Source organism: Aquibacillus kalidii (assembly GCF_014280935.1).
Lineage (GTDB): Bacteria > Bacillota > Bacilli > Bacillales > Amphibacillaceae > Aquibacillus_D > Aquibacillus_D kalidii.
This window is the reverse complement of sequence record NZ_JACLZI010000053.1, coordinates 1-12,186: the sequence shown is the minus strand read 5'-3', so window position 1 is coordinate 12,186 and position 12,186 is coordinate 1. Positions and strand designations below refer to the sequence as shown.

Genomic DNA, 12,186 nt, shown 5'->3' with positions numbered 1-12,186 from the left:
ATTCCACCTATCTACTTTTAGAAAGTTATTTATAAATTTGTATTATTATAGAAGGAATTAAAACACTTAAAAGATGGGTTTATTGCTTAACTTATAGGTTTATATATTGCTTAATCTTATCGATGAATTTTTTTGGATCATCTACATTGAGTAACACTCTGTCAACTTTCCTAGTCATGCCGTACATTAAATACAATTTTATAGGGTTATTTAATATTACTTCTAGTTGTGGTTTAGATGGTTCTAATTCCATGTCTGCAACGGTTGCTTTAAAAACAGTCTTTGTATCAGCCTTAGATAGTTTTGCTAATCCTTGATATTCTTTTATTTCACTAATTTCAGTCAATGGAATAGTCATCCCTTTTGTCTGGCCAACATAAAGGTATAACTTCTTATTGGTTAGCCAAAATGGAGTTAATCTTATTGCTTGGATTTCAGCTAAGATAAATAGAATACTATAGCCATTTACCAATAATAAAACATAGGATACATAAGGATTCCATTGGTGTATGAGTAGGTGGAAGGCTATGGTCTCCAGAACAATAGCGTGTAGTAACATGATGTGTACTGCTATAGTGCTAGTTTTTTTGTGATATGTAAAGCATTCTCCGTTTGTTATCTGGATGTTTTTCCTCCAACTAAATATAGCATAATAGAATAAAGATATTTCTGTAGCCAAAATAGACAATAAACGATTCCCATGGTGGGTAGTTTCAATAGCGTCCTGTAGGTTCATTTTGAAAAAGGGATTAGTCATTTTTAACGATTTAAACTTATTTATCAGTATTGGTAGGGTCTTTATTAGTTTAAACAAGATAAATAGTTCAACAAATAGGACAATAACTTCAGGTACTAGCACGAGATAAAGAAGAAAATCAACCTGGCTAAGATGAGCGTGTGGAATAATTAGTTTAGCAGCACCATAGCCAGCCAATACGGCTATGGCAACATATTTAATGGAGTATTTATTTCTTATAATTAAAAAGTAACTTAATAATGGAATAACGATTAATAAATCAATGATAGAACCGACAACTACATTATCAGGCAGTACTCCTAATATTGGCAAATGATAAAGCAAGTAATTCGCCGTTAGAATGATAAATATTAAAATTAGATACACTATATTTCGCTTTTTAGCTAGTCGTATCATTAAGATTTCTCCTTTACGTATGTAACGATGGTTATTTCGTAAATTTAATAAATTTTGAAGGTGTAACTAATAGGGAAGGATATCTTCAGACACACACAATTGGTCATTTCTTACTTATATTATACAGTAGTGCGTTTAATTTCTTCTACCTCAAAATACCGCAACGAATGGGAGGGATTAGTGCGTTTAATTTGTTCTACCTCAAAATACCGCAACGAATGGGATGGATTAGTGCGTTTAATTTGTTCTAGCCCAAAATACCGTAACGATTGAGATGGATTAGTGCAGATAATTTGCTCTAACTTAAAATACCGCAACGATTGAAATGGATTAGTGCGCTAATTTATTCTACCTAAAAATACCGCAACGATTGAAATGGATAGAATAATTTCTTGCGACGCATTTTATGGGTATTGCGACAAAAGCAGCAAAAGCAATAATTGTTTCCATATGGCCTAATGAAAAGGCCATTGTGGGTATCTCCACAATGGCACTAGGCTTATCATTTATTCTTCATGTGTCCAGTGTGTCTCATTTCCACTTACCGGACAAGCTGGGAACTTATCATCCTTATTCAACTTCGCTTTTTTTCCAGACTGACATATGTAATGACCTGATTCGGGTACCCCCTGTCCAGTACGGTACTCACGATAGTTATTGTTCATAAAAAAACACCTCCTCTACATGTAATATTTCCAATTTTTAAGTATTAACTCTTTAATTAAGTTAAAAACAAGATATTTATGGAATTTGTGATATTTATCACAGATGGATGATGGAAATATCTGATAATATCTAAATGAGAAGCATTTTCAATTACGTGACTGAATTATTTGTAAGGGAGAAACGGTTTATGAATTTGACAGAACTAGCTCAAGGTGAGAAAGCACATGTACGAGACTTTTCAGCTGTTAGTAAAATTGTTCAGCGTAGACTAGTTCAACTTGGTGTGAAGGAAAATGAGGAAATCTGTTTAAAACGAAAGCTACCATTTGGTGGTCCTTGTATGATTGAAACATGTGGACTTTGTATAAGTATTCGTCTTGATGAGGCGATGCGAATTGAGGTTAGAAAATGATGCACGCACAACAAATTGCACTAATAGGAAACCCGAATACAGGAAAAACATCTTTATTTAATTCTTTAACAGGTTCTTATGAGTATGTTGGGAATTGGAGTGGGGTAACAGTAGAGAAGAAAGTAGGCATCATCAAAAAACAACTTGGCGAACTTATCGATCTTCCTGGTATATATACAATAAGTCCTATTTCCAAAGATGAAGGCGTTGTAACAGATTTTCTCCTACAGGATTCCTTCACAGATATTTTAAACATCGTAGACGCATCCCAATTAAAGCGAAATCTTCAGTTGACTGTTCAGCTATTAGAACTAGGTAAACCAATGGTAATAGGACTCAATATGACCGACGTTGCTAAGCTGCGTGGGATTAAGATTGATTATCAGTGTTTATCTTCTTCTTTAGGTATTCCGGTAATGCCGATTGTTGCTCGCACAGGAAAAGGATGTAAAGATCTGATTAATTACTTTAAGGAAAATGAAAAGAAGACCATTCATCCTTTGACGTTAGACTATGGTCCAGTTGTTGAATCAGCAATTGGACGTATTACTTCCTTGTTAACAGCCTATAATGTGCAGCATAAAAGATGGATGGCACTTCAAATTTTAGAGGGAAATAATCGTATTCTGAGTCAAATTAAAGGATTCTCACATTTACAAGAGCTCGAACAAATTTGCTCACAAACAGAGTCAGAACTTCTTAACAAGAACATTGCTCAAACCCTTCAACAACACATTCATCATATAAGAGAAGCTTATATTGATAGTTTACTAAATTCTAGCGTGTCTATAAGTAAACAAAGTATGCCTACATTGACCGATCAAGTCGATCGAATCGTAACACACAAACTTCTAGGTATTCCGATCTTTTTAGGACTTATGTTTTTAATGTTTATGCTTACTTTTGATTGGTTAGGATTCCCTTTATCAGATTTGCTAGATGCCTTTTTTACAGGGCCGCTGACTGATGCAATAGAATCATTTCTTCAGGTAATTGGGGCGAGTGCTTTCATAGAAGCTTTAGTGTTAAATGGAATTGTGTCTGGAGTAGGGGGAGTGCTAGTTTTTATTCCTCAAATTTTTATCCTGTTTTTCTTTTTATCGCTATTAGAAGACTCAGGGTACATGGCGAGAGTTGCTGTTGTAATGGACCGATTGATGGAGGGGATCGGTTTGAATGGTAAAGCTTTTATCCCCTTAATTATTGGGTTTGGCTGTAACGTTCCTGGTGTAATGGCTGCTCGTACGATTGAACAGCCAAAAGAAAGAATGCTAACTATTATGTTGACACCTTTTATGTCATGCTCTGCACGTCTCCCGGTATATGCCTTGTTTGTAGGGGCTTTTTTTGCAAAATATCAAGCACTAGTAGTTCTATCCCTTTATTTACTAGGAATATTTGTTGCGCTTATCGTTGCAAAAGTTATGTCATCTACAACGTATAAGAATGAGAAATCACTATTTATTATGGAGTTACCACCTTATCGTCTTCCGCAAGTGCGTACATTATGGCGTTCTACTTGGGAGAAAGGGAAAGGATTTATTAGAAAAGCTGGAACGTATATCTTCGGTGGCTCTGTTTTGATCTGGTTTCTGTCTTATGCGGGTCCAAGTGGTTTTGCTGTAGATATGAACGATAGCTTTTTAGCATTAATCGGAGGCCTAATTGCCCCGATTCTTATTCCGTTAGGATTTGGTACTTGGCAAGCCGCGGCTTCTTTACTAACAGGTTTTCTTGCAAAAGAAGTTGTTGTGGCAACGATGAGTATTATTTATTTTGTACCAGAAGCACAATTACAAGGATTTATGGTAGAACAATTCTCGCCACTATCAGCATATGGATTTATGGTTTTTGTTTTGTTATATGTACCTTGTTTAGCTACTGTAGCGGTAATCAAAAAAGAAAGTCACTCAAAAAAGTGGATGTTTCTATCGATAGCATATGGGCTATCAATAGCTTATATTTTAGTTTTGATTATTTATCAGGTAGGAAAACTAGTAGGTCTTGCCTAAGAGAGTAGGTGTTTTCTATGTTAGTTAATTTGCTCATCGGTATTAGCATCTTTGGCTATGCTGCTTGGACGCTTTTCTCGTTTATAAAAAGAAGTAAAAGGGGAAAATGTGCAACATGTGAACTAAACAAATCATGTCAAGTTCCCTGTGATAAATCAGAAAGTAATCTTACAAAAAGATAGAAGGAATACAAAAGGGTGTCTCCATTCGGGACACCTCTTTAACTTTATAGAAGATTTCCTAAGAACTTGTATTTTAATAAGAAATACCTTATCTATCTCAATCGTTGCTTAAATGGGTCCAGTTTTAATCCTAGCCGCTCAGGATATATGTAAAGGGCTAAATTAATTTCCTTTGTTAATGTAGTTATAGATAATGCGAGATGTTGATAGCATAGCTATATGAAACAAGATATTCTCATAATAATGTTTGATTTTCATGATACCTTTTTGGAGGAAGATAACATCTATGAAAATACAGAAGAATAGATAGGAAAACCGACTAATAAACCGAGAGCGAGATGATGTTACTACTGCAATAAAAGAAAGACCTAGGCTGTAGAGAGGAGCAATGATAAAATGCTCTTTCCACGAGTGAATCGTTCCCTTTCCAAATCGAATCTTGTGTCTGATAGCCATCACGTACAATAAAGTAATATTAATAACTACTATCGATAAGAAATGAGCACATTTTAGTGCCCAAGCTTTCCGTTGTTCAAGAAATTTATAGAACCATTCACTTAAATAAAAGTAGAAATTAATTAAGAATAGAGTATAGAAAGGTTTCCACCAGTTGACAGTATAAATGTTTAATCTAAGAAATAATTTCTCGATCAGATAATAATAAAGGGAAAAACCAATTTTCCATCTATAGTTTTTTTGACATACAGTTAAAAAAGTACACGTTATTGGAACAAATAATGCTTGTGATAATATTGCACCAAAAATTTTATCGATATATTTATCTTTCAAGACAGATGGTTTATAAGAATAAGCCTGAAACAAATTTAAGGCAATGTATTCAAACATATAGGCAAAACCTACATTGGATAATAGTAAGATCCAGGTATTCTTTTCTTTTTTCTTTTTCATAAATGACGCTAATATGAAAAAATGAAATATTACTAAAATTAGAAACGGCAACGAATGTTTGTTAACTGGATTTTTATTAATCATTTAATCACCATATAAGTTAAGTCGTTTGGTAATAGTCTTATCTGATTACCAGAAATTATTTATGGAAGATTATGTACCGTTTTAAAAAGGGTAGGTAGGAGTTATCCACCTAACCTATTGCAGTAATTGAAGGAAAATAGTGTTGAGCCCTACAAGCTCGATTTTAGTATCCTCGCCTACAAGTTGTTTCGCTCTAATACTAAGGTATAAGCTATGGATAGTGTCTATCTGACTTGAATTCAATAAATCTAAATCGGCTATAAAGGACTGATTGATATCATTCGGTTCAAATTTCTTTAACCCATTTCCATAATCCCTGCGATAGTCATTTAAAAGTTCTTGCGCAACATCAGTCAGCAGATAAGCCATTAATAATTCAGTGAAATGTTCGTATTTTGGCAGTAAATAAACGCAGTGAAATGCAGTTAAATGAAGGACTCCTGCTTCATTTCTAATAAACTTAATTCGATTTCGATTAAATACCCCTACTAAAATGGGGGCAGGGTTGCGTTTTTCATTCTTATACCATGGCTTCCGCGTCTTCGTTAAATAACGATTATGATATCCATTTTCTTGACCAAGCTGGATATAGCGATGAAGGGAAGGGTCTTTCAAATCTTCTGGAAATACATTTAATAGCGATACAGGTTTATCTGATTCAACTAGACGGTCATAATCCTGTTTCAGAAAAAAACTAGTAGAAACCTGTGAAGATTTGGTCAGACAAGGTATCAGAAATTTGTTATCAATATTGTGCTTTTGCTGTTTCGTTTTATTAAAAGTAAAAAAATCATTTGCACCAGTTGCGATGCCTCTACTAGCTTTTGCAAAATCAGAGAAAGATCGTAGGTTTCTATATTTTTTGCTGTTTTCTTCTTGATAGTACATTCTCCACTTTTTATTTGCATCTAGCTTGTCTAATGGGAAGACCTTCCCTTTTCGATTTGTACTAGTTGTTGGATACGTTCTTATATAGTCGTTCAGTTTTATCAAATCTTCTTCCTTTTTTATTGTTAGAAATTCAATTTCATCTAATTCATCACTTTTCTCGAATAAAAAAACAGCAGATGTTGTAATGGCATTTTCAAATAATTGTTGCTCCAAGTCTACAATAATTACCATTTTTAATAGTTTGTTTTCTAGTAAGTATTGTTTGATTTGTATGCCATAATCAGAATTTAAAAACTCAGACGGAATAATAAATGCTGCTCTTCCACCTGGTTTTAGTTGGTTTAACGATTTTAAGAGAAATAGTATATATAAATTAGCAAAACCAGATGGCTTCATATTCATTTCTGTAACAAATGTATTTAAGAGTATTTCCTTATTATCATAATCACGAAACTTAATATAAGGAGGGTTACAAATAATGCTATCATAAGATTCTTCCCAGTTTGAGGTCAAAAAGTCTTGATGATATAAATCAATAGTAAGATTGTGTAGTTCTTTTGCAGATTGATTAACGAGATGTTCATCAATATCATAACCGTAAAAGTGAATGTTGTTTTTTTGCTTATCGGCAATGAGATTGGAAATAGAGCGGAAGAATATCCCAAGTCCGATAGCAGGGTCAAGTATTTTTGCATCGTCTGACAAATGTGAGCAAATCCATGTTGCCATTAAATCAGCTATATCCGTTGGGGTAAAATATTGACCATATTTTTTTCGGTGCGTGGTGCTTACCATTTTCATATAGGAAGTTTCTAGTGACACCGATGTCTTTGTATTCATAAGTTCAACTCCTGTATTTGTTTCCGAATAAATTATATCATTATTTATAGATTTTTATTGTTTATTAAATTGGCTTTACATCGTTTCATTTAAAAAAACTTTTAGGTAATAGTTTATTTAGAAACATTTATTTTGAAAACAGAAGAGGGGGGAACTCTAATCTATGGATACTTGGATTAATGGAGAGTTCACGATATCAACTGACAAGCGTTATTTAAATACGGATTTAATTTACAAATTTCTAAGTGAGGAAGCATATTGGTCAAAGGGAATTCCGAGAACAACTTTTGAGAGGTCTATAGCTAATTCTGCCTTATGTTTTGGTTTATATAAAGGTAACGTTCATGAGGGGAAGAGCGATCAAATTGGATTTGCTCGAGTTATTTCAGACTTAGCCACATTTGCTTATTTAAGCGATGTGTTTGTTTTACCTGATTTTCGTCAAAAAGGTCTATCTAAATGGTTAATGGAGGTAGTGACAAAACACCCTGATTTACAAGAGTTACGTAGATTTTTATTGCTTACAAAGGATGCCCATGGATTATATAAACAATACAGTTTTGAAGAATTAGATGACCCTAGTCGTTTTTTGCAAAGAGTTAAAAAGAATCCATATTAATCAAGATGGTAGGAGCGTATAAATACAAGCGAACAGCCGACTAGTGTGACTAGAGCAGTTCCAAGTGAGCCTTTTAGAAAAATAGCAGTTGAAAAAGGGGTGGTCTTAGATGACCACCCCTTTACATTATTTTTCCTATTTATTCTACTACTAATTTAGCTGACATTTCTGCATGACCTGTACCACAAGGAACAACGCAACGAATCGTATATTCGCCCGCCTCTAAATTGGTTGTGGCAGAGCCTTCTCCCTCAATTGTAACGTCCGTACCCTCAACTTTAATCCCATGAAAGCCTTCTTTGTTTTTTAAATTAAATGTAACATCTCCTGCTGGTACTGTGTACGTATCTTGATCAAATTCCCAATTAGATGCGACAAGATCAACAGGTGTACCTGAACCACTTTCACTACTTGTATTACTACTATCCGAGTCATTTCCACCACATGCTGCTAGGAAAAATACAAGAGCGGACAATATGATAGTTAACATTACTTTTTTCATTTTCGTTCCTCCTATGAATATCATTTATTTCAATCTATCTATATTTTAAACTAAACAATTTAACAAGTAACAATAAAAGGCAAACAGACATAAAAAAGACACATTTTCAGCTTGATTGTTGGTGTTCTTTACGTTCAGAAAAGATCCAGATAAAACCGTAGATAATCATACAAGCGGCAAAGGCAAAGGAGCCAAATCCTAATGTTCTTTGCTCTACCAAAAGATAATTATTACATATTTGTTGATTAATAGCTACGTATATCCATCCCATTACAATGAAATTAATGGTCATGAAAATGTACAGTATATGCTTGACAGTGTAACTTACCTTTTTCCAACTATCTCGAAGTGGTACGCCTACTAGAAATGGTAAGCTAATGTACTTAAATATTTCAATAGAATGCATAGTCAATGTTTCGTCCATAATTCTAGGTATCATCCAATAAGCCCAAATAACAACTGCAAGAATGACCCCAGGCACACCTGATTGATTCCAGTTATTGAAAAAGCTAGCAAAACGCTGTTTGAAGAATGTACCCATTAAAAACCCTGAAAGGACAAGTAATGTTAATTGCATGTGCATATGAACAATCATGACCGATTCCATTAAAGATGCGACTGGTGGAAGAGCTAAGAAAATATATAGAAGAAGCCCGTACTTTGCTTGCTTCATTAGTCTCCTCCTTCCAGTGTTAGATAGTTCAACACTGTATTAGTAGCAGCGGTAGTATTTGTATAATCCATAATGTCAATTAAATGTCCATCTGGTCCTACTAAATAAAAGGCAGAGTTATGCTGAAAGTTACCATATCCATCGGGTATGACTACAACTCCTAGTGTTTGTAAAAGATGTTCCAGCTCTTTCTTATTTGGTACAGTTGCCATCCTCCATTTCTCCCCATCACTATCGAAGTAACTACTATAAGTTTCAAGCACTTCTGAATTATCTCTAGACGGGTCAAAACTGATACTTAAAAATACTAAGTCCTTTTCAAAATACTTAGTAGGAATGTTGTTATACACGTCCTCCATATTCATTTCAAGTTGTGGGCATACTGTGCCACAATTGGTGTACATGAACGTTAGAAATGTATATTTCCCTTTTGTAAGGTTGCTAAAGGAATAGGACCTACTCTTACTATCTTGTAAAATTAAATCAGGAATCTTTGGCTTTTCCTTTACTAATGCTAAAGATCTAGCCGTTTCAGAGGTGAAAGCACGAAATCCATCTGTAGCAATCCCAAACAACGTAATAGCAAAAAATAGTATAACTAACACGGCTAGTTTATTTTTGTTCATAACGTGTACCTTCCTTTACTAACCAACTGAATAGGGCAGGACTTGTAAGTTTACTAGATAAGAGAACTAAGACGTGCCCTATTAATTTACATAAATCCATCGATACTAGTTACCAAGTTCGAATAGGAGGTGACCCTGGAGGTGCATTCATAATCATATCGACAATAGGAACAACATATGCCATCGCAATTACTGCTAATAAAAGAACTGTCCATAATCCCCAACGCTCTGTCCAAAGCGGTGCAACTGGAGCATGCTCCTCAGGTTCTGCAACAGGGAATTCTGTTTGACCTTTTGGAGATAAGAACATCATATGGAAAACAGCATAAACCTGGATAATGACACCAATTAGTAAAAGAGTTGCAGCGATTGCAAAGACCATTTCATAGGGGATCCAACTTGCAGCCACTTCATGGCCACCATATGTTGTGTCCGAAGTTCGTCTCGGATCGCCCATTAACCCTACGATGTGCATAGAGGTAGACATTAGCATCATACCAACGGTCCAGATAATCGTTTGAATAACACCCAATTTGTTCATTTTTGGGGTTAGCTTTCTTTTTGATAAATATGGAACTAACCAATAGCAAATCCCGAAAAAGGTTAGGACAACAGAAATACCAACTGTGATATGGAAATGCCCAACGACCCACATCGTATTATGAATAACTTGATTGAGTTGATTACTTGTGTTGACAATACCACCGGCACCACCAGGTATGAATGCTAGCATTGCCATCATAGGTGCTAGGAACCGCACATCACCCCAAGGAAGTTTCTTCAACCAACCTAACCATCCTTTTCCACCGAGCTTTCTACCCGTGCGTTCAAACACTGCAAACATCGCAAATGCTGTCATTAGTGACGGAACTGCAATGGAGAGACTCATGAATACATGTAAAAATTTAATTGATTGAGAAATCGCTGGATCAATAATCTGGTGGTGGAATCCACCAGGTATGTTCAGGATCACTAATAGAATGACAACAAGTCGAATTAGTTTATCACTAAAGTGTCTACCGCCAATTATTTTCGGTACAATGACGTACCATGCAGATGTAGCAACAAGATACCAAATATTCACTAACGTATGTCCGAACCACCAAAATAAGGTTCGTGCAACCATTACATTTGTTGTTTCTACTAACCCCATTGACCATGGTATTAATGTTAGAACCTCTATGGTTACACCGATACTTGCAAAGAACCAAAGTACAAACACACCCATTGCAAAGAAGGCTAATAAAGGTGTAACTTGGCCAGGATGATTTTTTCTCCAGTGGCGGTAATTGATAAATACACCTAAGCAGCATGCCCATATACCAAGTACGACAAATACTAATCCAACATAGAAAATAGGATGTGCCGCTAAAGGAGGATAGAAGGTGTAGAGAACCGATGCCTCATTGAGGACAATCATTGTTACAACCATTCCGACTCCAATAATCATAAGATAAAAGCCAACCCACGCTAATGTACGAACTTTTGGTAAAAGTCCTCCAAAAGAATGAGATAAATTTGCGAATTGATAACCAACCGTAAAGGTTGCGGTAAAGACGACAAGTAATAAAAGTCCGTGTGCAGTGAGCACTTGATAATAGTTTAACCAGGAAGGGAGCTCAATTAGTCCAGCACGTTCAAGTCCTTGTACTAACCCTAATAAACCGCCAATAAGTAATGAAATGAATGCAACACTTAAATAGGCTAAAGATACTTTAGCATCATTAGGATTAACACCTAATAACTTTTTTGGGTAACGAATGGTTTCTTTTATAGTTTGTTCCATGTTTGGTGCCTCCTTACTTCACTGTAATAGTCGTACTCATAGCTTGGTGACCAATCCCGCAATACTCGTTACAGACGACGAGATATTCACCAGGTTCATTAAATGTGTGGCTAATTTTCTGGATGTGGCCGGGCATAACCATTGCATTTATGTTTGTGCCGGGTATTTGAAATCCGTGAGTCACATCTTTAGAAGTCATTGTAAATTCAACCTCAGAACCTATAGGAATTTCAATATGACTTGGTGTAAAAGCAAATGCTTGTAATATCATGACAACTTCATATTGTTTGTCACCTAGCATCTTTAAACCTGGCTCGTCGAATGGTTCTATTTGGTCAACTTGTTGCGGATCAATCGTTTCCTTGTGACTAGGTGGCCCCATACCTAGTGCGAAGGTTTGGTAACCGATAATGAACATAAAGATAACTAAAATACCAACACTTACTGTGAGCCATAATTCTTCCAAACGATTCATCGTATTTCCTCCTTAAACTCTAATCATGTATATCCAAAACACACCGATCCACATAGCTAATATGACCGCAGCGACAAAGCCAACTGATAATAACGTGCCTTTGTAGGACTGTTGTTCATTTGGTTGCTTTTTCTCCGTTTCTCTTGAAAGTGCCATCTGTAATTCCTCCTTACCTTTATTACCTAGGCTGTTTACGTAATTTTTGTTGCTTTGTAATTGCATAGTTGAGATAACATACGTCATAGTTTAATGTTCAGCTGAAAAGGATGAGTGCAACGTTGATTTCCGCTCCGGGCAGTTGCTTTCCGTGGGCAACGCCTCAGCCTCCTCGGAAGAAAACCGCTTCCTGTGGGGTC

General features: G+C 35.5%; 14 protein-coding genes. 4 read left to right on the top strand and 10 right to left on the bottom strand.

The genetic code is table 11. From position 1 onward, the window contains the following. Positions 1 to 91: 91 nt before the first annotated feature. Both H7K77_RS15355 and H7K77_RS15350 read right to left on the bottom strand, forming a co-directional pair. Positions 92 to 1,153 carry a hypothetical protein gene (locus H7K77_RS15355; protein WP_186578920.1) on the bottom strand — a complete coding sequence of 354 codons (1,062 nt, stop codon included), beginning with the start codon at positions 1,151 to 1,153 and terminating at the stop codon, positions 92 to 94. Between the two features lie 506 nt (positions 1,154 to 1,659). After that, positions 1,660 to 1,818 carry a hypothetical protein gene (locus H7K77_RS15350; protein ID WP_186578918.1) on the bottom strand — a complete coding sequence of 53 codons (159 nt, stop codon included), beginning with the start codon at positions 1,816 to 1,818 and terminating at the stop codon, positions 1,660 to 1,662. Between the two features lie 188 nt (positions 1,819 to 2,006). Between H7K77_RS15350 and H7K77_RS15345 the strand changes: the two genes are divergently transcribed. From H7K77_RS15345 to H7K77_RS15335, 3 genes are read left to right on the top strand one after another with little or no spacing between them, the layout of a single operon-like run. Then, positions 2,007 to 2,231, top strand: a complete 225-nt coding sequence (locus H7K77_RS15345; RefSeq protein WP_186578916.1) for a FeoA family protein — start codon at positions 2,007 to 2,009, stop codon at positions 2,229 to 2,231. Further along, positions 2,231 to 4,243 (top strand): ferrous iron transport protein B, encoded by a 2,013-nt coding sequence (gene feoB, locus H7K77_RS15340; RefSeq protein ID WP_186578976.1) that lies wholly within the window; start codon positions 2,231 to 2,233, stop codon positions 4,241 to 4,243. The genes H7K77_RS15345 and feoB overlap by 1 nt, the downstream gene beginning before the upstream one ends. A gap of 17 nt (positions 4,244 to 4,260) precedes the next feature. Next, positions 4,261 to 4,425: a FeoB-associated Cys-rich membrane protein gene (locus H7K77_RS15335; protein ID WP_186578914.1), complete on the top strand. Its 165-nt coding sequence runs from the start codon at positions 4,261 to 4,263 to the stop codon at positions 4,423 to 4,425. 162 nt (positions 4,426 to 4,587) lie between these two features. Here H7K77_RS15335 and H7K77_RS15330 read toward each other — a convergent pair whose 3' ends face one another. Both H7K77_RS15330 and H7K77_RS15325 read right to left on the bottom strand, forming a co-directional pair. Continuing rightward, a complete protein-coding gene (locus tag H7K77_RS15330; protein ID WP_222599394.1) occupies positions 4,588 to 5,334 on the bottom strand; it encodes a hypothetical protein in 747 nt (248 codons plus the stop codon). Between the two features lie 198 nt (positions 5,335 to 5,532). Further along, on the bottom strand, positions 5,533 to 7,149 hold the full coding sequence (locus H7K77_RS15325) for an HsdM family class I SAM-dependent methyltransferase (RefSeq protein ID WP_186578910.1): 1,617 nt from the start codon (positions 7,147 to 7,149) through the stop codon (positions 5,533 to 5,535). Between the two features lie 163 nt (positions 7,150 to 7,312). Here H7K77_RS15325 and H7K77_RS15320 point away from each other — a divergent pair, with 163 nt between their 5' ends. Continuing rightward, the gene (locus tag H7K77_RS15320) at positions 7,313 to 7,768 is read left to right on the top strand and encodes a GNAT family N-acetyltransferase (RefSeq protein ID WP_186578908.1); all 456 of its coding nucleotides are present in this window, start codon (positions 7,313 to 7,315) and stop codon (positions 7,766 to 7,768) included. A 139-nt stretch (positions 7,769 to 7,907) separates the two neighbouring features. Here H7K77_RS15320 and H7K77_RS15315 read toward each other — a convergent pair whose 3' ends face one another. The 6 genes from H7K77_RS15315 to H7K77_RS15290 all read right to left on the bottom strand — a co-directional run bounded on the left by H7K77_RS15315 (position 7,908) and on the right by H7K77_RS15290 (position 11,986). Next, positions 7,908 to 8,270, bottom strand: a complete 363-nt coding sequence (locus H7K77_RS15315; protein WP_186578906.1) for a cupredoxin domain-containing protein — start codon at positions 8,268 to 8,270, stop codon at positions 7,908 to 7,910. Between the two features lie 106 nt (positions 8,271 to 8,376). Further along, a complete protein-coding gene (locus tag H7K77_RS15310; RefSeq protein WP_186578904.1) occupies positions 8,377 to 8,943 on the bottom strand; it encodes a hypothetical protein in 567 nt (188 codons plus the stop codon). Then, positions 8,943 to 9,569 carry an SCO family protein gene (locus tag H7K77_RS15305; protein WP_186578902.1) on the bottom strand — a complete coding sequence of 209 codons (627 nt, stop codon included), beginning with the start codon at positions 9,567 to 9,569 and terminating at the stop codon, positions 8,943 to 8,945. Before H7K77_RS15305 ends, H7K77_RS15310 begins: the two co-directional genes overlap by 1 nt. A gap of 109 nt (positions 9,570 to 9,678) precedes the next feature. Beyond that, positions 9,679 to 11,355, bottom strand: coding sequence for a cbb3-type cytochrome c oxidase subunit I (locus tag H7K77_RS15300; protein WP_186578900.1), 1,677 nt, complete (start codon positions 11,353 to 11,355; stop codon positions 9,679 to 9,681). A 13-nt stretch (positions 11,356 to 11,368) separates the two neighbouring features. Continuing rightward, positions 11,369 to 11,830, bottom strand: coding sequence for a cytochrome c oxidase subunit II (locus tag H7K77_RS15295; protein WP_186578898.1), 462 nt, complete (start codon positions 11,828 to 11,830; stop codon positions 11,369 to 11,371). A gap of 12 nt (positions 11,831 to 11,842) precedes the next feature. Next, positions 11,843 to 11,986 carry a cytochrome c oxidase subunit 2A gene (locus tag H7K77_RS15290; RefSeq protein WP_186578896.1) on the bottom strand — a complete coding sequence of 48 codons (144 nt, stop codon included), beginning with the start codon at positions 11,984 to 11,986 and terminating at the stop codon, positions 11,843 to 11,845. Positions 11,987 to 12,186: the final 200 nt, after the last annotated feature.